Origin of the sequence: uncultured Parabacteroides sp. (assembly GCF_947855115.1) — a bacterium.
Lineage (GTDB): Bacteria > Bacteroidota > Bacteroidia > Bacteroidales > Tannerellaceae > Parabacteroides.
The window spans coordinates 45,402-64,982 of the sequence record NZ_CANTZW010000007.1 but is presented as its reverse complement, the minus strand read 5'-3'; the positions used below and the strand labels follow the sequence as shown (position 1 = coordinate 64,982).

Genomic DNA, 19,581 nt, shown 5'->3' with positions numbered 1-19,581 from the left:
ATTACATCCCCCAATTCTCCCTATCCAAGCTTCTGTACTGTATCGCCTCCGCTAAATGACGGAGCTCGACTCGTTCGGAATTATCCAGGTCCGCTATCGTGCGGGAGACTTTCAGGATACGGTCGTAGGCACGGGCGGATAGGCTGAGACGCTGCATCGCCGTTTTTAAAATGGAAAGGCCGGCCGCGTCGGGAACGGCATACTGGTGGAGGAGCTTGGTATTCATTTGGGCATTGCAATAGATACCGTCGTAAGCGGCGAAACGCTTTTCTTGAACCGCACGGGCCTTGACCACACGCTCGCGGACCGTGGCACTAGGCTCGGAAGGTTGCTGCCCGGATATCTTCTCAAAAGGCACGGGGATGATCTCGATCTGGATATCGATACGATCAAGTAACGGGCCGGAAATACGATTCATATATTTCTGGACAATGCCCGGGGAACAAAGGCAAGGACGGTCCGGATGATTGTAATAACCACATGGACAAGGATTCATGGAGGCTACAAGCATAAAGCCCGCGGGATACTCAACCGTGAAACGGGCACGGGAAATATTGATCACGCGATCTTCCAAGGGCTGGCGCATCACCTCCAGCACCCCCCTGTTAAACTCGGGAAGCTCATCGAGGAAAAGGACTCCGTTATGTGCCAAGCTGATCTCTCCCGGTTGCGGGAAAGCGCCACCCCCTACCATCGCCACAGTCGAGATCGTATGGTGCGGGGAACGGAAAGGACGTTGTACCATTAAAGAAGTACCTCCGTTTATCTTGCCGGCTACCGAGTGGATCTTGGTCGTCTCCAAGGACTCTTGCAGGGTGAAAGGAGGCAAGATCGTGGGGAGGCGTTTCGCCAACATGGATTTACCGCTTCCCGGAGGACCTACCATAATCAGGTTGTGCCCACCGGCGGCGGCTACTTCCATCGCCCGTTTCACATTCTCTTGCCCCCGGACATCCGAGAAATCACAGTCAAAATGTTGTTGCCGGTCGTAGAACTCCCCACGGGTATCAACAATCGTAGGCGATAAGGCCCGTTTCCCATCCATGAATTCCAGCACTTCCCTGATATCCGATACACCATAGACCTCCAAGCCGTCCACGACCGCCGCCTCACGAGCGTTTTGCTTGGGCAATATAAATCCCTTGAAACCTTCCTCCTTCGCCTTGATAGCGATAGGCAAGGCCCCTTTAACCGGCTGGAGGCTTCCATCCATCGAAAGCTCTCCCATCATTACGAACTTGGATAAAGCGGAAGAATCTATTTGCCCCGCCGCCGCCAATATGCCGACCGCCAACGGAAGATCATAGGAGGAACCCTCCTTACGAATCCCCGCGGGAGCCATATTAATGACAATGCGGTTACGCGGGAACTTATACCCGCAGACCTGCAAGGCCGAGATAATACGTTCGTGGCTCTCCCGTACAGCCACGTCCGGAAGGCCGACCAAAAAGAATTGTATACCCTTGGAACAGTTCACTTCTACGGTAACGACCGTAGCGGAAATACCCTGCACGGCAGCGGCATAAGATTTTACCAACATAGTTAAGATTTAAGATTTATACATTCCGGCCTAACAGTCAACCGCCGCCGGTCTACTACCGCGACTCCCGGCATCCTAGTCCTCAAACAAATTCTCCAATGTCTGCTTAATTTCTATCCCGTTCTCGGTTTTCATCAATATCTTATGTTCCTCGTCTATTAAGAAGCAGCGAGGCAACACGCTTACGTTATACAGATCGATCAGCATAGCCGCTTGTCCGGCAGAATCGGTCACCAAGTTCCAAGCGATGCTGTCTTTCTTCAATACATCCCGTACATTCCTCGGGTTATCATCCAAGCTAACCAAAAGAATATCCAATTGGTCTTTCGGGTATTTCATCGCCACCTTGTCCAGATACAAATCCTCGGTCTGGCACATGTCGCACCAAGGGGCGGTAAACGCCAACAACAAATATTTCTGGGGAAAAGAATCCAGGCTAACCGTATTCCCATAGATATTCTTCACGGAGAAATCCGGGGCCTCAGCGCCCAAAGCCGTACGTTTCGCACGGGCGCTATACTGCTCCAGCTCCCTCACCAGATAAAAATCCTTCAGCTTGGGGTTCAACAACGCCAGCAACTCATCGATTTTACGAGTATCATCGGGATCGGAGAAAAAAGATTGGATCAACACGACAGAGGCCTCCTCGTCCGGGTTCTCTTTTACATACCGGATCGCCTCCTCGCTCAATTGCATATTCACATTCGCCAAGCGAGCGGCAATATCCGTCTCCTCGATCGTATTATTCAGATCCTTGCTATTCAAGGAATTCGACAAAGTCGTCAATTCGGTCAATAAAGGAGCCGCTTTTTTCTTGAAAGCGGTCAATTTATCATTCGTCCGTCCTCCCCTCACTTGCAATAACAATGGAGAGTTAGCGTCTCCCGTAATCTTTACCGTCTCCCCCGGTTCCAGGTAAGCCGTAACCCAGTGTTCTTTATCCTCGAAAAAGAGCGTCACACAATGGAAACCCGCCTCTTTCTGATCGATCTGGAACTGTCCGGGCTTCGTACAAACCACGGTATCAACCCTTTTATAATTATCTTTCTCAAATACGGCATATATGGTCTGATCTTCCAGATTAGAAAGCTCCCCTTCAATCCGATAGACATAATCCTTGCCACACGATGACAAACAAATTATAAAGCCAATAATAAGCGCCAGTTTTTTTATCATTACTCCTTTTTAAGCTCTTCTTATAACAGATAATTCGGTCTAAAGGTAGGAATATTTTTTTAAAACTACTTTACATTTATAATAAAATTAACGCAGTTATCATAAAAAAAGCGTAGAATTAGTAATTCCACGCTTTTTTATAAAGATATTTTTACAACTTGACTTTTTCAATCAAGTTTTTTTAAGCAATTATAACTGAGGACCAGCAGCGACTAATGCCTTACCAGCTTCGTTACCCGTGAACTTAGCGAAGTTCTTGATGAAACGAGCAGCCAAATCCTTAGCCTTCTCATCCCATTGAGCAGCGTCAGCATAAGTATCGCGAGGATCTAAGATCTTCGGATCTACACCTGGCAACGCGGTCGGAACCTCGAAATCGAAATACGGGATCTTCTTTGTCGGAGCCTCGTTGATAGAACCATCCAGGATAGCGTCGATGATACCTCTTGTATCTTTGATAGAGATACGTTTGCCAGTACCGTTCCAACCTGTGTTCACTAAGTAAGCCTTAGCGCCAGTCATTTCCATCTTCTTAACTAGCTCCTCGCCGTATTTCGTCGGGTGCAATGACAAGAAAGCAGCGCCGAAGCAAGCGGAGAATGTAGGAGTCGGCTCAGTGATACCACGCTCTGTACCTGCCAATTTAGCGGTAAATCCAGACAAGAAGTAGTATTGAGTTTGCTCCGGAGTCAAGATAGATACTGGAGGCAATACACCGAACGCGTCAGCAGACAAGAAGATAACTTGTTTTGCGTGCGGGCCTTTAGAGATCGGCTTAACGATGTTCTCGATGTGATAGATCGGATAAGAAACACGCGTATTCTCTGTAACAGACTTGTCAGCGAAATTGATCTTGCCATCAGCGGCTACCGTTACGTTCTCAAGAAGAGCGTCGCGTTTGATAGCGTTGTAGATATCCGGCTCGCTCTCTTTATCCAAGTTGATAACCTTAGCATAGCAACCACCCTCGTAGTTGAATACACCCTCGTTATCCCATCCGTGCTCGTCGTCACCGATCAACAAACGTTTCGGGTCTGTAGACAAAGTAGTCTTACCTGTACCGGACAAACCGAAGAAGATAGCGGAGCTCTTGCCCTCTTTATCCGTGTTAGCGGAGCAGTGCATAGAAGCGATGCCGCGCAACGGGTTCAAGTAGTTCATGATAGAGAAGATACCCTTCTTCATCTCACCACCGTACCAAGTATTCAAGATAACTTGCTCTTTAGTCTTCAAGTTGAAAACAGTAGCAGTCTCAGAGTTCAAGCCTAATTCCTTGTAGTTGTCAACCTTAGCCTTAGCAGCGTTGAAAGATACGAAATCAGGTTCGCCGTAGTTAGCCAATTCCTCGGCTGTCGGACGGATGAACATGTTTGTCACGAAATGAGCTTGCCAAGCAACCTCCATGATGAAACGTACTTTCAAACGAGTAGCCTCGTTAGCGCCACAGAATGTATCGACAACGAACAAACGTTTGCCGGACAATTCCTTTACGGCTTTAGCCTTCAAGTCTGCCCAAGCAGCCTCGGAGCAAGGCTTATTATCATTCTTATATTCATCAGAAGTCCACCATACAGAATCTTCGCTGGCTTCATTCTTTACGAAAAATTTATCTTTAGGAGAACGACCTGTATAAATACCTGTCATTACGTTTACAGCGCCTAGCTCAGTTACCTGGCCTTTCTCGAAGCCTTCCAAACTCGGTTTTGTTTCTTCTGCGAACAGAACATCATAAGACGGATTGTGAACGATTTCTTTCACATCTACAATTCCGTACTTGCTTAAATCTAAATTAGCCATCTTGAATTTAATTTAAATGATTGACTTTATATAACTTTTCTCTCTACTCCAGTTCGATACGGTGAGGCTTTCTGACCTTTCGGAGCTTGCTGCGACTCCACCTTGTTTACCGCGGTACAAAAGTAATATTTTTTTTTATCGTACGCACCTTATTAAGGAAATTTTTCAGTAATAATTACTCTTTTCCATGCAATTAACAAACCCCTTAGTCTATTTGTAACATGGAGTTTACAAATCAAAGAAAAAGGCGCGAGATAATAATCCCGCACCCCTGCCGTGATTCCCTTTCAGGAATATATTACTTTACCTCCCAAATCTCGCCTTTCATCAAAAGGTCGTGTAATTTACGGGTAGGATTCTTGGCTTGTACCTCCTCGATTTGCTGGTGGACGGCCTCGTCGTAGGTCGGTCCCTCCACATCTCGTATCACGCCTAAAGCGATCGGCATATCGCCGCTCATCATGGCAAGCATCATATGCAGGGTATTGTCTTTCTCGTGGGCGTCGTGTACCAATACGTCGTCCAGCGTATAACCGTCTTGCCCGATCGTCACGGACTTCAGTTTCAGGCCGTCTAGCACGATACCCTTATCCTTGTTAGCGCCATAGACCATTTTCTCGCCATGACGAAGGAAAATCGTACGTTCCGCACGCACGTCCTTATCGGTTATCTTCCGATGGATCCCGTCATTAAAGATCACGCAGTTCACCAACACCTCCGTGACGGAAGCGCCTTTATGACGAGCCGAGGCCGCCAATACCTCGGTCGTATTCTTCAAATCCACGTCGATAGCACGGGCGAAGAAATTACCGCGCGCGCCCAACGCCAACTCCGCCGGTATAAACGGATCTTCCACCGTTCCGTACGGAGAGCTCTTAGACACGAAACCGCGGTCGGACGTCGGGGAATACTGCCCCTTCGTCAAGCCATAGATCTTATTGTTGAAAAGAACGATATTCAAATCGATGTTACGACGTACAGCGTGGATAAAATGATTACCGCCGATAGCCAAGCAATCGCCATCGCCCGTAACCAGCCATACGCTCAAATCCGGACGGGCCGTCTTTACGCCGGTAGCGATAGCCGCCCCGCGGCCATGGATCGTATGGAAGCCATACGTATTCATATAATAAGGTAAACGGGAAGAGCAGCCGATACCTGAGATAACAGCCATATTGTGAGGAGCCACTCCTATCTCGGCCATAGCCTTATGCAGGCAATTCAGCACCGCGTGGTCGCCACAGCCCGGGCACCAACGTACGTACTGGTCGCTTTTATAATCTTTCGGTTGATATTTAATTTCTTCTGTTGTCATCTTTTAAGCCTCCAATATTTTAGTGAATTCCTCAACTAATCTCGCAACGACAAAAGGTTGTCCCTTCACGCGATTGAAGCGGCACGGATTGAATCCGGGAACTTTTCCGCGCAAATAGTTAGCGAACTGGCCGTTGTTCTGCTCGGCTACCACCACCTTCTTGTACTTAGAAAGAACCTCTGCCGTATTCTTAGGCAGCGGGTTGATGAACTTGAAGTGGGCGAATGCCACTTTCTTGCCATTCTCCTGCATCGTCTCCATCGCCTCGTAAAGGTGTCCGTACGTACCTCCCCAGCCGACGATCAACAAATCCGCGTCTTCATCTCCAATCACTTCCAGCTCGGGGATATAGTCGGCGATCTTATCGATCTTGGCCTGGCGGGTGGTCACCATCTTCTGGTGGTTGGCCGGGTCCGTGGAGATAGCGCTCGTCTCATAGTCTTTCTCCAAGCCTCCCAAGCGATGAGCGAAGCCCTCCGTCCCAGGGATCGCCCAGTAGCGAACCAAGCTCTCCTTGTTGCGGCGATACGCCTTCCATACTTTCTCGTCTTGATAGTTAGATACGTAATTCGGCTTGATCTCCGGATATTTATCCATCTCCGGGATTCTCCAAGCAGAGGAACCGTTGGCGATAAAGGCATCGGTCAACAAGATAACCGGCGTCATATGCTCCACCGCCAGCTTGCTTGCCCAAAAAGCGGCATCGAAGCAATCGGTCGGCGTAGAAGCGGCGATCACCACCACGGGGCTCTCTCCGTTGCGGCCATACAAGGCTTGCATCAGGTCTGTCTGCTCGCTCTTCGTCGGCATACCCGTAGAAGGGCCGCCGCGCTGAACATCGATGATCACCAACGGCAACTCGGCGATCACAGCCAAACCGATCGCCTCGCTCTTCAAGGCAAGGCCCGGCCCGGAAGTAGACGTAGCCGCCAGGCAACCGGCGAAACTAGCGCCGATAGCGGTACAGATCCCGGCGATCTCATCCTCGGCCTGCACCGTGATAACGCCTAGATCCTTGCGTTTAGACAATTCATGTAAAATATCAGTAGCCGGAGTGATCGGGTAGCTACCCAGGAACAACTGCAAGCCAGCTTTCTCGGCAGCGGCTATCAAACCATAGGAGGTAGCCTTATTGCCGTTCACGTCCGTATAGAATCCGGGCTCGGCTTTCTTACTCTCTATCCGATACGTAGAAACCGAGGCATGGATATTATTACCATAGTTATAACCGTCTGTCAAAGCCTTGATATTGGCTTGGGCGATGACCGGTTTTTTAGCGAACTTATTCTGCAACATGTGCATAGCCTCCTCCAACGGACGCTCGAACAACCAGCAAACAAGTCCCAGGGCGAACATGTTCTTGCAACGAAGAGCCGATTTATTATCCAGTCCGAACTCCACCAACCCGTCTTTTACCATCGTAGAGATCGGAGCGGCAACCACTTGCACGCCGGTCAATCCCAGTTCCGTAAACGGATCATCGGTCGTAAACAAGGCCTTATCCAAATCGCTTTTCTTGAAGGAATCCGTGTCGATCAAAACAATCGCGTTGGGTTTCAGGTGTTTCACGTTCACTTTTAAGGCGGCGGGATTCATGGCCACCAACACGTCGGCCTTGTCGCCAGGCGTGAAGATCTTGCGTGACCCCAAGTGCACTTGGAATCCAGATACACCACTTAGTGTTCCTTGTGGAGCACGTACTTCTGCCGGATAGTCTGGGAATGTAGAAATCTCGTTCCCGAAAACCGCGGACAGGTTTGAAAAGATTGTACCGGTTAACTGCATACCGTCTCCCGAGTCTCCCGAGAAACGAATTACAACCTTCTCCAGCGTCTTAACTTTTGTCTGTTCTGCCATAATATACTTTATTAGCTTTATCGCTTATTGGTATTTAGATTTGTCCGCAAAGTAAAGCATAAACTTTGCGAGTTCAAAACTTTTACGCGTCAAAAAGCAGAGAGGTATAAATCCAGATTATTAGAAGACAGGCTAAAATGGTTGGCCACATAACTATTCACCGCTTTTCCATAATACATATAGATTCCTGCCTTAAAACCTTTGTCCGACTTGATCATCCCTTGCACCGAACCGGCGTCGCCCAAAGAGAGCAACAAAGGGACGAACAGGTTGCTGTAGGCCATCGAGGTCGTGCGGGCTACCCGGTTGCTGATATTCGGCTTGCAATAATGCAGCACCCCGTATTGCTCGAATACCGCAGGGTCTTCCCTCGACAAGCAGCAGGTTGTCTCGAAGCAACCGCCTTGGCTTACTCTCAGATCGATTACCAAGGCCCCTTTTTTCATCGTGCGCACCAAGTCCGTAGCGATGATATAACGATGCCTCGTATTGATGTAGCGCATCGCCCCGATCACCACGTCGGCGCTACGGAAGGCGTTATGCAACACGTTCGGGTGGAACGTGGAGGTGAAGACCGCCTGCCCCAGCGCTTGCTGGATAACACGCAGATTATTGATATCATCATCGAACACCTTCACGGACGCTCCCAAGGCCAACGCCGCGCGAGCGGCCACGGTCCCGGCGTTGCCGGCCCCGATGATTACCACCTCCGTAGGGGATACGCCGGGGATACCGCCCAACAGGATGCCTTTGCCTCCCTGGGTGTTGCTCAGCAACTCGGAGGCGATCGTTATGGAAGCCGCCCCCTCGATCTCGGAAGTGACGTTCAGCACCGGGGAACGGCCATGTTCGTCCGCCATCAGCTCATAAGAGATAGCGGTGATCCGTTTCGCCATCATCAACTCGAAAGCTTCCCGGGCGAACAAATTAAACTGTACCAACGAGAAAACGGTCGTGCGAGGTCTCATAAAAGCGACCTCCGCAGGCAACGGTGGCAACATCTTCAGGATCAGGTCTGCCTGGAAAACTTCCGCCGGCGATCCGACGATCTCCGCCCCCGCCTCGGAAAAATGGTTATCGGAATAATTGATGCCTAATCCCGCGCCACTCTCTACCAGTACCCGGTGGCCGCAATCGGTCAGCATATCCACCGCCTCCGGAGTCAACGGCAGGCGTTTCTCCGCCTCGTACCGCTCACGAGGAATACCGATAAGCAACCGGTTGTTCACCTTGCTGATCTCTTTCAATAATTCCTGTGGGATATAGGCTCCCTGCGCTTGCCGGCCATCATTCGCTTCCATATGCTATAGGATTTTCATTAATGCGTTCGATATGTCGTGTACATCCGACTCGGTTAACATTTTCTCGGCATCGAACAGTATGGATGCCTTCGTATAAAACGGGTTCCTTTTCTCTAGGCTCTCGGCGATAAACGCCCTCAGTTCCTCCCCGGAACGTCCTTTCAGCACCGGACGGGTGTGTTTGCACAACTCCAGGCGCTTCGCCAGCTCCTCTACCGATACCTTCAGGTAGACCGTCGTGCCGCAAGCGTTCATGAATTCCATGTTATCGAAGAAGCAGGGGGTCCCCCCTCCCGTGGAGATCAACACGTCCTCAAACTCGGCTACCTCGTGAAGCATATTCCGTTCCATCTCCCGGAAAGCCTCCTCCCCTTTCTCGGCGAATATCTGGGAAACTGCCTTACGATAACGTCCTTCGATATAGCAATCAAGATCTATGAACGAAAGACCGGCGAGCTTGGCAAGTTTTTTTCCCACTGTAGTCTTGCCCGCTCCCATATATCCAACCAAAAAAATACGTTTCATACGTTACTCGAATAGTTTTCGCAAATGTAAACTTTTTCCGCCAAGAAACTACACTTAACCGGAAAAGAAAAGACGTACATGTTTTTGGAAAAACACGTATATGTTTTCCGGAAAACACGTACATCTTTTTTCAACGACAAAATCGATCAGATCAACCACTGATAATCAACATATTAAATAAACAGCCGATAAAATAGGCCATATGCCGGAGAATATCTCTATCTTTGCCCCGTAGACAGTAGAGATTCGATGATGAAATTTTTAGATAAGTTCAATACGATCATCCATAAACCATTCTTCAGTAAATATAGTACCTTGATGGGGTTATGGGCCTTGCTGGGGGTTATCGCGTGGGTCACCAAGTACTTCCCGGGGAAATACAACAACTTCTCGATTTTCAGGCAATCTTTCTGGCACACGTTGAACGAGTTGCCGCTCTATGCCGCCTATCCGGAAGAATATGCCGACATTTTCCATTACGGGCCGGTATTTAGCTTGGTAGTGGCCCCGTTCGCCATTACCCCGGTATGGCTGGGTTTGCTCACCTGGTCGGTGGCGCAAAGCCTTTTCTTATTCTGGGCGGTCAAGGCGTTGCCGGCGACCAAGCGGGAGCATATCTTCATTTATTGGTTCTGCGCCCACGAGCTGCTCACCTCGCTTTTCATGTCGCAATTCAATATCAGTATCACGGCGATAATCGTTCTCTCTTACGCGTTGATCGAGAAGGAGAAGGATATATGGGCCGCGTTCATGATCATGCTCGGTACTTTTACTAAATTGTATGGTATCACCGGTTTGGCTTTTTTCTTTTTCTCCCACCATAAGGTAAAATTCAGTTTATCGTGTGTCGGATGGGCGCTTGTCATGATAGCGGCCCCGATGATCTTGTCGGGACCGGACTACATCCTCTCGCAATATACCGCTTGGGCCGCGGATCTGAGTGAGAAGAATTTGGCTAATTTATTTGCGGACAAACAAAACATCTCTTTCTTGGGAATGGTCCGTAAGATATCGGGATCGGCCGGTTATCCGGATATTTATCTGATAATAGGCGGGTTGATATTATTCGGGCTACCTTATCTACGCATCGGCCAATATAAATATGAGGCTTTCCGGAAAACGTTGTTAGCCTCGGTGCTGATGTTTGTCGTATTGTTCAGCACGGGTAGCGAGTCCAGCACCTATATCATCGCGTTTACCGGGGTCGCCATTTGGTATACGGCGGTGCCGTGGAAACGATCGGCGCTAGATATCGCCTTGATGGTCTTCGCCTTTATCTTGACCAGCATGTCGCCGTCCGATCTTTTCCCGAAATACATACGGGTACATTATGTATATCCCTACGCGTTGAAAGCGTTGCCTTGCATGCTGATCTGGCTAAAACTGACGTTCGAGATGTGTACGAGGAATTATAATCCGGCAAATCCGGCAAATCCGGCAAAGGTATAAATGAGATGAACGCACAAGCAGACATAGACTTGGTATTACCCTGCTATAACCCGCCTTCGGGCTGGGAGGAACGGGTAGCCGCCCATTTTCGCGAGGTGGAACGATTATTCAGCCCGGTACGTTTCCATCTCCTCATCGTCAGCGACGGGTCAAGACGGGGATACGAGCCGGAGACCATCGCCCGGCTCCGGCAATCGATACCGGATGTTCGCGTAGTGGATTATAAGCCCAACCGGGGAAAAGGATACGCCTTGCGAGAGGCGGTGAAGCGATGTACCTCTCCTTACATTATTTATACGGACTACGATTTCCCATATACAAACGACTCTTTCGGCAGGGTGGTGGAGGCACTGCTGGGAGGAGCGGACGTGGTCGTGGCTACCCGCGACAAAAGTTATCAGGACAACCTGCCTCCTTTCCGGCAAATACTATCCAAGCTGTCTCATATATGCAACACGTGGGTCTTGCGGATCAAAATCAAGGATACGCAAGGGGGCATGAAGGGATTCAGCCGGGCGGGGCAGGCGATATTCCTGACCACCCGCATCAACAGCTTCCTGTTCGATACGGAATTTATCTATAAGGCAAGCCGCCGGAAAGATATAAACTTACGGACGATCAACGCGAACATCAAAGAAGGCCTGGCGGTATCCGATATGGGGCTCAAGGTCTTGCGACGGGAAGCGTTGAACTTTTTATCCATTTTATTTCATAGAGATTAATAGACATACATGATATTACTTAGTTTTGATATTGAGGAGTTCGACGCTCCATTGGAACACGGCGTGGAATTGCCGTTCGAGGAACAAATGCGGATTTCCGCGGAGGGAACCCGGAAGATATTGGCATGCCTGGCCCGCCACCGGGTAAAAGCGACTTTCTTTTGCACGGCGAACTTCGCCCTTCATGCGAAGGAATTGATCTTAGACATCCAAAAAGGAGGACACGAGATCGCCTCACACGGCTTTTATCACTCATCGTTCGAGACCGCGGACCTTCGCAAGTCCAAGGAAGCATTGGAGGAACTGACCGGGCAACCGGTGAACGGTTTCCGTATGGCCCGCATGATGCCTGTCGAGGAAGAGGAGATACGCGAGGCCGGGTATCTATACAACTCGTCCTTGAATCCTACGTGTATCCCGGGCCGTTACAACCATCTGGGGCAACCCCGTACTTATTTCATGAGAAACGGCGTGTTGCAACTGCCCGCCTCGGTAACCCCGATCGTACGCTTCCCCCTGTTCTGGCTGGCCTATCACAACCTTCCGGCCTCCCTATACCGTAGACTGGCGCTTTGGACCTGGAAAGAAGACGGTTATTTCCTGACCTATTTCCATCCGTGGGAGTTCTCCTCCCTGAGCGACCGGAAAGAGCTAAAGCTGCCGTTTATCATGACCAACCATTCCGGTAGCGGCATGGAAAGAAGGCTGGATGCCCTGATCCGTTTCTTCAAGGACAAAAGAGCGCCGTTCGGAACCTATACGCAGTTCGCACAAGAAATCCGGAGGAAGAGCCATGGCCAGGAATAAGTTTTACGTCGTATGGAAAGGCTTGAACCCGGGAATCTACGACAACTGGGCAGAATGCAAGGCGCAGGTAGACGGGCAAGAGGGAGCCAAATATAAAGCTTTCGAGAACCGGGAAGAAGCCGCCAAAGCCTTCGAGACCGGCTATGCCCATTACCTAAAGACCGCCTCTTCCCCGAAAGCCGCGGCCAAGCTAGCGCCGGAAGCCCCGATCGGAGACCCGATCAGCGAGAGTATCGCCGTAGACGCCGCCTGTAGCGGTAATCCCGGGGATATGGAATACAGGGGTGTCTACACCGCTACCGGGCAAGAGATCTTCCATATCGGCCCGCTGAAGGAGGGCACGAATAATGTCGGGGAATTCCTCGCCCTAGTACACGGCCTCGCCCTGTTACAGCAAAAGGGAAGCGACCTGCCGATCTACTCGGATAGCCGCAACGCCATTAGCTGGGTCAAGAAAAAGAAATGCAAAACCCTACTAGAACGCAAACCGGTCAACGAGCCTATCTTCGACCTCATCGAACGGGCCGAGAAATGGTTGAACACCCACACCTACACCACCCGGATACTCAAATGGGAAACCTCCGTATGGGGAGAGATCCCTGCGGATTTCGGCAGGAAATAAGGTGAAGGTAATTAAAATTATATCGTATATTTGCAAGAAAATTAAGATAATAAGAACTAGAAGATGATTATACCCAATATAAATATGCCAACGAAGTCAAAGCCTATACTAGAACAGTCTATGCTGGATGTAACCAATAAACGGCGCCCTAATATATTCAACTGGAAAGGGCAATTCACTCCGGATTTCGTTTCATATTTGATAAAAATATACGCAAAAGACGGGTATACAATCGCAGATCCATTTTCAGGAAGTGGAACAGTATTGATCGAATCTTCACGGAAAGGACATTCTTGTATCGGATTCGAGATAAATCCCAGTGCTTATTTTATGTCTTGTTTCTTTAAATATTCTATGCTTTCATATGAAGAACGAAATAGATTCTACAATCGGATCAGTACTTTCATAACTCCGATTGCCAAAGAAATCAAGAACTCAGACATGGTATACACCGAGAGCTCTAATTACAGAGAAAGTTATAAAAGCCTATTGAATCTATCCCTCAAAATTGCTCGTAATGCGGAAACGGAGTTTTTGCCTTTTTTGATCAACGTATTATTCTTATGCGAGAAAGATAAGAAAATGAGGATGATAGATTCTTTCAGGAAAAATTTCTCATTCATCCGGAATGAATTTCTGTTCCTTCCATTAACTGAAGGTTCTATCAATATACATTTATCTGACGCAAGGAATATTAGTAGTTTTTACAGAAATACTATTGATTTAATTATCACAAGCCCTCCATATATCAATGTTTTTAACTACCATCAAAATTATAGAGGCATAATAGAATGTTTCAACTATGATGTTTTAAAAGTCGCTGTAAGTGAAATTGGTTCTAATCGAAAGAATCGATCAAACCGATTTAAGACGGTAGTACAGTATGCTGAGGATATGGGACAAGTGTTATTTGAAGCTATGCGCTCATTAAAGGTCAATGGCCTCATGATTTTCGTCGTAGGCAGAGAATCAATGGTAAGGAAAACGAGATTCTACAATTCTAAGATAATAACTGATCTAATAGCTTGTATACCGTCCTTAGTTGTAGAATCATGTGATACACGCAGCTTTTGTAATCGATATGGAGAAGACATAAAAGAGGATATTCTTGTCATACGAAAATGCTCTGACTCTCTTAAAATATGCCCTAAACAGAAATTCAAGGATATAGGATTGCGTCATATCTCACAAGCCAAGGAATACGCATCAGATGACTTACAAGCTGATTTACAGGCTGTCTTATCCGAGCAAGAAACAATTGTCGAATCACCTATTTATATTTAACCATGCTACTATCACATAAAGAAAAGTTGGAGGCTGCCATCCACAATCCAAAAGCTGTGCAAGATTTGGATATATTGAAGGAAGCAATGAGCGCATATACTACATGGATAGGAAACCTGAAATCTATTAACGAAACCGGAAAAGATTATCTCAGAGAAGCGTTGAGATTACTGAATGAATACAAAGATTATCTTGAGGTAGAATTGATTACCCGCAAAGGTAGCGATTTCCTAAAAAGGCAAAAAGGACAAATGAAACTAGATAATAGTGTCATTGAGGAGTTTCTTCCATACTTAGTAACGCCTAAATTACTCAATAATCTTCCTTCTGATTATGAGTTGGAAACCGGATCTCAGACAAGTTTCATGTCATTGTCTTTTTGTCCGTCAAGTATACGGACCCTTGACAGACCGGCTGTTATCATAAAAGAGAAAGACCAAGACTTCACTATAGGAAAGTCTATCTATTACAAATTTTCTTCCGATCAAAATTTCAGTGCTTCACACACTATTGATGGGAGATTGTTTTTAGCCGTTCTTGCGGTCGAATGTAAAGTCAATTATGACAAGACCATGTTCCAAGAATGTGCAGGAACAGCATTTCGTCTAAAACAAGGCTGTCCAATATCAAAATACTATGCGCTGGTCGAATATTTGGATATGCAGCCAGAGGATACGCGTTTAACAAGTATTGACAATGTCTTTTTATTACGTAAAACAAAACGGCTACCGTACGAGAAACGAAATGTTTACGAAGAGATAAAAGCTCAACATCGTGACAATCCAATAAATCTTGATGTCATGGAAGCTTTTGTTAAAGAAGTACAACACTTCATTGACGCAACTTGGTATGATCCAAATATGGCATTACAAAGAGGTTCTTTTGTATAACTGTCGTGAAGATTATATCGTATATTTGCCCCAATATATCGAAATTCAAGCCTATGAAGATCGCTTTCGACGCAAAACGGATTACGCATAATGCGACCGGGCTGGGTAATTACAGCCGGTTCGTGGTGAACAGCCTGTCCGCTTCTTTCCCGGAGCATACGTACCGGCTCTATACGCCGGGCAAGGGTAAAGAGGCGCTACGGAAACGGATCGAGGAGCGTCCGAACGTATCATTCCATTACCCGGAGGGCAGGTTCGACAAGCTGTTTCCGGCCTTATGGCGAACTTCCGGCCTGACGGCTACGCTTCGAAAAGAGCACGTCGATCTGTTTCATGGCTTGAGCAACGAGATCCCGATGAACCTGCGGCAGAACGGAATCCCGGCTGTCGTAACGATACACGACTTGATCTTCTTGCGTTACCCGCAGCTTTATAAACCGATCGATCGTTCTATCTATACCTATAAATTCAGGCAGGCTTGCCTGCGGTCGGACAAGATCATAGCGATCAGCCGACAGACCATGCGAGACATCCGCGACTTCTTCCACATCCCGGAAAGCAAGATCGAGGTTGTTTACCAAGGCTGCGACCCGGTATTCGGGCAAGCGGTGCCGGAAGACGTGAAATCGTCCGTACGCGAGAAATATCAGATAAACGGGCCTTATATATTATATGTAGGGAGCATCGAGGAACGGAAGAACTTACTGCTTCTGGTAAAAGCCCTGAAAGAGCTGAAAGAAGATATCTCCGTGATCGCTATCGGTAAGCATACGCCTTATACGGACACGGTAGAGACCTATATCCGGGAAAACAACCTGTCCGGTCGTGTCCGTATCTTGAGCCATGTACCTTTTAGCGAATTAGCCGCTTTCTACCAGATGGCGACCTTATTCGTCTATCCTTCGTTCTTCGAAGGGTTCGGCATCCCGATCCTGGAGGCCCAGCTTGCCGGCGTTCCGGTGATAGCGGCCACCGGTTCTTGCCTGGAAGAGGCGGGAGGCCCGTCCGCCCTATATACCGATCCGAGAAACGAGCAAGAGTTGCGCGGCTTGATAGAGTCCGTATTGAACGAACCGAAACTGGCCGAATCCATGCGCTCCGGCGGGCGAGAGAATATGTGGCGATTCATGCCCGACACGCTGGCCGCCCATTTCATGCGGGTATACGAAAATATCTCACGATCTTAATATATTAATAAAATAAATCCTTTTATCTATATACGCAATGAATATACTGATGGATTCCAAAAGATAATAAAAAGTTAAACTTGCATTTCTCATAAATACTACATAATTTTGAAAAATATACAGTTTAATAATTTATTTATATGGGAATTTCTGTTGTCATTAACACCTATAATGCTGATCTGCATCTAGATAAGGTACTAGAAGCAGTAAAAGATTTCGATGAGATTCTACTTTGTGACATGAACAGTACAGACAAAACAATTCAAATCGCCAAAAAACACAACTGTAAAATTATTTATCATGAACATACAGGAATAGTTGAACCTGCACGAAACACAACAATTCAAGCCGCATCACAGGAGTGGGTATTAATTATAGATGCAGATGAGATAGTAACTCCTGAATTAAAAGAATACCTCTATCAACAAATCAGTCTCCCTAATCCTCCAGATGCAATTCGAATTCCTAGAAAAAACTATTTCATGGGGAAATTTATGCGTGCAACCTATCCCGATTATTTATTGCGATTTTCCAGAAAAGAAGTTATATATTGGCCTCCTTTTGTTCATGCGATTCCACATATAAAAGGAAAGACTATCACAATTCCCGCTCATAAAAAAGAACTTGCATTCATTCATTTAGCTAATGAGAGTGTTGCAGATTATATAAGAAAAATAAATGCCTACTCAGATAAAGAGGTTGAAAGACGGAAAAGCAAGAGATATACATTACTTGATATTGTTATACAAGTAAACTTTCGTTTCTTCAGACAATATTTCCTTAAGAAAGGCATATTAGATGGTATACCAGGATTTTGCAATGCAGTTCTTTCAGCCTATTATAAATTCGCCACAATGGCTAAAGTGTATGAATATCAATATAATAAACAAAATAATTCACAAGTAGGACTATAACAATCACAAATTACCCATTTGCTTATCTTTAAAATAGCAAACCCGCTTAATCGCATATTGAGGATCAAAACCACGAGCTAAAGCATAATTATATGCAATCACTTTATAAGTATCATCTGGTAGCCAAAGATGATCTAAATTTTTATATCCTTCTTCTTCTCCTATTATTCCAAATTTCATACGATTTATATCAACTAAAGCAAAAGAGGGATAACCATGATCAAACCCAAATAGGATATTCCCCGCAGAATAATCTTTGTGCAAAATTCCTTTATCATGTATATTTGCAGTATAACGAGCAAAAGCTTCAAGAATAGGCATTCGCTCCCCTATTTCTGGAACATACCAAAATTCACGCAAATTTCGTTTAAATGGACACTCTAAAGATATATAGAAAGAATGATTTAGACCTAAAAAATAATCCTCAATAAAAGCTACCGGCTCAGGAGTATATATGTTTTGTTCTAAAAGATAATTCGCATATTCAAAAGAACGCCTTGCCTTAGATTTACGTATACCCATATATACAAATCTATTAATCAGATTAGGTATCTTAAAACTTTTCACTACCAAACTACATCCCTGAACTTTATAACGTTTCAAGATATTTCTTCCAGAATAAATGAGTTCTCCTGTAGAGGTGAAGTTTCTTGGAACAGAAAAAATAAACTCTTCTAGAAAACGATATTTAGGATTGATAACGTACTTCATCAAATAAGCATTTATATAAAACTACAAAATTATAAAATATTCCAGTTTCGCCCAAACATATTGCTAATTTTATCTATATACAGATAAAATTTATATCAAATGACATATCAATAATTGTAAACAATAATATCACTACAATAGGTCTAAATCTATTTAACAATACAAACTACCAATATTTCCATTCCAATCTAGAGCACAGGCTGAATTACTTGACACAAAATCTCAAAGAGAGATTTGATCAATTAGATTAGTATCTACTTTATTATTCCAAACCATAATTCTATCCAAAATAGAATACGTAACCTCATATGTGTTCCCTTTATAAACAGGGGATCCATTTTGAGCAATAGTGTCATTCACTACCAACACCTTAGTGATTATAGAACTTAATCCACTAAGTTTATTAGAATTCATTAATTCATTAGAACATGAAACAAATAACATATGCTAAAGACAAATAACGACTAATAAAATTTATCATGATAATTTAAATAATGACACAAAGCCACACACCAATCCATGTATAATATTTTCTCAAACTAAATCTTTATTAGTCCATTTTAAATCAGAAAAATCCAAGAAAAAAACAACTTCATCTCAAAATTTATATATTAAAAACATCTTATATAAGCCAAAGAATAACCATTATAACAAAAATCCCTTATTCCATGTTTATACTGAAATGAAATGATATTTTTTTTAATTTCATAATTTACTTTTGTACGTAAAATTATCGGTTTATCCCCATTATCCCTATAACCTTGGAATCCAGCACAATTATAGTCAAGAGAAATTCCCCGATAAGTTCCTATCAATCCAACCCCATAAGAGAAAGCATCATTTTGACGATTAACGACATTGTTAGTCATCCAACAATAAAAACCTGCTAAAGCTTGCACACGGATCGAAGCATTTACATCCTTTCGCTTCCACAAGGTTCGTCCCAAATTGACATCAAACCAATAGGAGGCTGCATCGGTATAACGTGCGTCACACAAACGTCCACCACTGGCGGTTTTCAGGTTAGCACTAACCACAATATCCATCCATTTCTCATTCCGTAAGGCTTGGAAATAAAAATTTAAGATTACGTCGCCTCGACAGACAATCGGAGATTTCAATTCCACCGCATAACGCTCATCCCGTACCTCCGGCGACATCTCATACCATTCTTGGAAAATCCAACTAACATTCACCCCTACACGTTCTTTTACAACAGGTATGTATAAACGAGTAAATATATCTTTCGTTTTATCACCTTGCATCTTATAATATTCTCCACGAAGTTCAACTTCCCAACGATTAGATAAACTTCCTCCAACCAACTCTGGGATAGGGAAAGCATTTGGTCCAAAGTAACGAGGTGAATATATCAAATAATTCACCTTTTCATTCCATTCTAATGCTTTTGTAGAAGATACACACAAAAAAAGACTACCGAAAAATAGACAAAATCGTAATATTTGTATTCTCATAATAAATTA

The 19,581-nt window shown here is 45.6% G+C and carries 17 protein-coding genes; 8 read left to right on the top strand and 9 right to left on the bottom strand.

Translation table 11 applies throughout. The features are described from left to right. Window position 1: 1 nt before the first annotated feature. From Q0110_RS06755 to Q0110_RS06725, 7 genes are all read right to left on the bottom strand, one after another. On the bottom strand, window positions 2–1,540 hold the full coding sequence (locus Q0110_RS06755; protein ID WP_297904662.1) for a YifB family Mg chelatase-like AAA ATPase: 1,539 nt from the start codon (window positions 1,538–1,540) through the stop codon (window positions 2–4). A gap of 75 nt (window positions 1,541–1,615) precedes the next feature. Next, entirely contained in the window at window positions 1,616–2,716 is a 1,101-nt protein-coding gene (locus Q0110_RS06750) for a TlpA disulfide reductase family protein (protein ID WP_297904660.1), read from the bottom strand. A gap of 189 nt (window positions 2,717–2,905) precedes the next feature. Beyond that, window positions 2,906–4,513 carry a phosphoenolpyruvate carboxykinase (ATP) gene (gene pckA / locus Q0110_RS06745; protein WP_297904657.1) on the bottom strand — a complete coding sequence of 536 codons (1,608 nt, stop codon included), beginning with the start codon at window positions 4,511–4,513 and terminating at the stop codon, window positions 2,906–2,908. A gap of 298 nt (window positions 4,514–4,811) precedes the next feature. Continuing rightward, window positions 4,812–5,828 carry a 2-oxoacid:ferredoxin oxidoreductase subunit beta gene (locus Q0110_RS06740; protein ID WP_297904654.1) on the bottom strand — a complete coding sequence of 339 codons (1,017 nt, stop codon included), beginning with the start codon at window positions 5,826–5,828 and terminating at the stop codon, window positions 4,812–4,814. Window positions 5,829–5,831: 3 nt separating this feature from the next. Further along, window positions 5,832–7,685: a 2-oxoacid:acceptor oxidoreductase subunit alpha gene (locus Q0110_RS06735; protein ID WP_297904650.1), complete on the bottom strand. Its 1,854-nt coding sequence runs from the start codon at window positions 7,683–7,685 to the stop codon at window positions 5,832–5,834. A gap of 89 nt (window positions 7,686–7,774) precedes the next feature. Beyond that, on the bottom strand, window positions 7,775–8,986 hold the full coding sequence (locus tag Q0110_RS06730) for an alanine dehydrogenase (RefSeq protein ID WP_297904647.1): 1,212 nt from the start codon (window positions 8,984–8,986) through the stop codon (window positions 7,775–7,777). 3 nt (window positions 8,987–8,989) lie between these two features. Then, window positions 8,990–9,511 (bottom strand): shikimate kinase, encoded by a 522-nt coding sequence (locus Q0110_RS06725; protein ID WP_297904643.1) that lies wholly within the window; start codon window positions 9,509–9,511, stop codon window positions 8,990–8,992. 249 nt (window positions 9,512–9,760) lie between these two features. Here Q0110_RS06725 and Q0110_RS06720 point away from each other — a divergent pair, with 249 nt between their 5' ends. The 8 genes from Q0110_RS06720 to Q0110_RS06685 all read left to right on the top strand — a co-directional run bounded on the left by Q0110_RS06720 (window position 9,761) and on the right by Q0110_RS06685 (window position 17,386). Continuing rightward, on the top strand, window positions 9,761–10,960 hold the full coding sequence (locus Q0110_RS06720) for a glycosyltransferase family 87 protein (RefSeq protein WP_297904640.1): 1,200 nt from the start codon (window positions 9,761–9,763) through the stop codon (window positions 10,958–10,960). 5 nt (window positions 10,961–10,965) lie between these two features. Continuing rightward, window positions 10,966–11,682 carry a glycosyltransferase family 2 protein gene (locus Q0110_RS06715; RefSeq protein ID WP_297904637.1) on the top strand — a complete coding sequence of 239 codons (717 nt, stop codon included), beginning with the start codon at window positions 10,966–10,968 and terminating at the stop codon, window positions 11,680–11,682. A gap of 9 nt (window positions 11,683–11,691) precedes the next feature. Beyond that, window positions 11,692–12,489 (top strand): polysaccharide deacetylase family protein, encoded by a 798-nt coding sequence (locus Q0110_RS06710; RefSeq protein ID WP_297904633.1) that lies wholly within the window; start codon window positions 11,692–11,694, stop codon window positions 12,487–12,489. After that, window positions 12,476–13,111: a viroplasmin family protein gene (locus Q0110_RS06705; protein WP_297904630.1), complete on the top strand. Its 636-nt coding sequence runs from the start codon at window positions 12,476–12,478 to the stop codon at window positions 13,109–13,111. Before Q0110_RS06710 ends, Q0110_RS06705 begins: the two co-directional genes overlap by 14 nt. 63 nt (window positions 13,112–13,174) lie before the next feature. Then, window positions 13,175–14,395, top strand: coding sequence for a DNA methyltransferase (locus Q0110_RS06700; RefSeq protein ID WP_297904627.1), 1,221 nt, complete (start codon window positions 13,175–13,177; stop codon window positions 14,393–14,395). A 2-nt stretch (window positions 14,396–14,397) separates the two neighbouring features. After that, window positions 14,398–15,285 (top strand): Bpu10I family restriction endonuclease, encoded by an 888-nt coding sequence (locus tag Q0110_RS06695; protein WP_297904624.1) that lies wholly within the window; start codon window positions 14,398–14,400, stop codon window positions 15,283–15,285. Window positions 15,286–15,338: 53 nt separating this feature from the next. Continuing rightward, window positions 15,339–16,472 carry a glycosyltransferase family 1 protein gene (locus tag Q0110_RS06690; RefSeq protein ID WP_297904621.1) on the top strand — a complete coding sequence of 378 codons (1,134 nt, stop codon included), beginning with the start codon at window positions 15,339–15,341 and terminating at the stop codon, window positions 16,470–16,472. 140 nt (window positions 16,473–16,612) lie between these two features. Beyond that, window positions 16,613–17,386, top strand: coding sequence for a glycosyltransferase family 2 protein (locus Q0110_RS06685; RefSeq protein ID WP_297904617.1), 774 nt, complete (start codon window positions 16,613–16,615; stop codon window positions 17,384–17,386). A gap of 3 nt (window positions 17,387–17,389) precedes the next feature. Here the strand turns inward: Q0110_RS06685 and Q0110_RS06680 are convergent, their stop codons facing one another. Both Q0110_RS06680 and Q0110_RS06675 read right to left on the bottom strand, forming a co-directional pair. Continuing rightward, window positions 17,390–18,097 carry a tyrosine protein kinase gene (locus Q0110_RS06680; protein ID WP_297904614.1) on the bottom strand — a complete coding sequence of 236 codons (708 nt, stop codon included), beginning with the start codon at window positions 18,095–18,097 and terminating at the stop codon, window positions 17,390–17,392. A 611-nt stretch (window positions 18,098–18,708) separates the two neighbouring features. Then, window positions 18,709–19,572 carry a hypothetical protein gene (locus Q0110_RS06675; RefSeq protein WP_297904611.1) on the bottom strand — a complete coding sequence of 288 codons (864 nt, stop codon included), beginning with the start codon at window positions 19,570–19,572 and terminating at the stop codon, window positions 18,709–18,711. Window positions 19,573–19,581: the final 9 nt, after the last annotated feature.

Excerpts from the sequence above, each read along its gene's own strand:
- Q0110_RS06755 (WP_297904662.1), bottom strand. The coding sequence starts at position 1,540 with ATGTTGGTAAAATCTTATGCCGCTGCCGTGCAGGGTATTTCCGCTACG.
- Q0110_RS06750 (WP_297904660.1), bottom strand. The coding sequence starts at position 2,716 with ATGATAAAAAAACTGGCGCTTATTATTGGCTTTATAATTTGTTTGTCA.
- pckA (WP_297904657.1), bottom strand. The coding sequence starts at position 4,513 with ATGGCTAATTTAGATTTAAGCAAGTACGGAATTGTAGATGTGAAAGAA.
- Q0110_RS06740 (WP_297904654.1), bottom strand. The coding sequence starts at position 5,828 with ATGACAACAGAAGAAATTAAATATCAACCGAAAGATTATAAAAGCGAC.
- Q0110_RS06735 (WP_297904650.1), bottom strand. The coding sequence starts at position 7,685 with ATGGCAGAACAGACAAAAGTTAAGACGCTGGAGAAGGTTGTAATTCGT.
- Q0110_RS06730 (WP_297904647.1), bottom strand. The coding sequence starts at position 8,986 with ATGGAAGCGAATGATGGCCGGCAAGCGCAGGGAGCCTATATCCCACAG.
- Q0110_RS06725 (WP_297904643.1), bottom strand. The coding sequence starts at position 9,511 with ATGAAACGTATTTTTTTGGTTGGATATATGGGAGCGGGCAAGACTACA.
- Q0110_RS06720 (WP_297904640.1), top strand. The coding sequence starts at position 9,761 with ATGATGAAATTTTTAGATAAGTTCAATACGATCATCCATAAACCATTC.
- Q0110_RS06715 (WP_297904637.1), top strand. The coding sequence starts at position 10,966 with ATGAACGCACAAGCAGACATAGACTTGGTATTACCCTGCTATAACCCG.
- Q0110_RS06710 (WP_297904633.1), top strand. The coding sequence starts at position 11,692 with ATGATATTACTTAGTTTTGATATTGAGGAGTTCGACGCTCCATTGGAA.
- Q0110_RS06705 (WP_297904630.1), top strand. The coding sequence starts at position 12,476 with ATGGCCAGGAATAAGTTTTACGTCGTATGGAAAGGCTTGAACCCGGGA.
- Q0110_RS06700 (WP_297904627.1), top strand. The coding sequence starts at position 13,175 with ATGATTATACCCAATATAAATATGCCAACGAAGTCAAAGCCTATACTA.
- Q0110_RS06695 (WP_297904624.1), top strand. The coding sequence starts at position 14,398 with ATGCTACTATCACATAAAGAAAAGTTGGAGGCTGCCATCCACAATCCA.
- Q0110_RS06690 (WP_297904621.1), top strand. The coding sequence starts at position 15,339 with ATGAAGATCGCTTTCGACGCAAAACGGATTACGCATAATGCGACCGGG.
- Q0110_RS06685 (WP_297904617.1), top strand. The coding sequence starts at position 16,613 with ATGGGAATTTCTGTTGTCATTAACACCTATAATGCTGATCTGCATCTA.
- Q0110_RS06680 (WP_297904614.1), bottom strand. The coding sequence starts at position 18,097 with ATGAAGTACGTTATCAATCCTAAATATCGTTTTCTAGAAGAGTTTATT.
- Q0110_RS06675 (WP_297904611.1), bottom strand. The coding sequence starts at position 19,572 with ATGAGAATACAAATATTACGATTTTGTCTATTTTTCGGTAGTCTTTTT.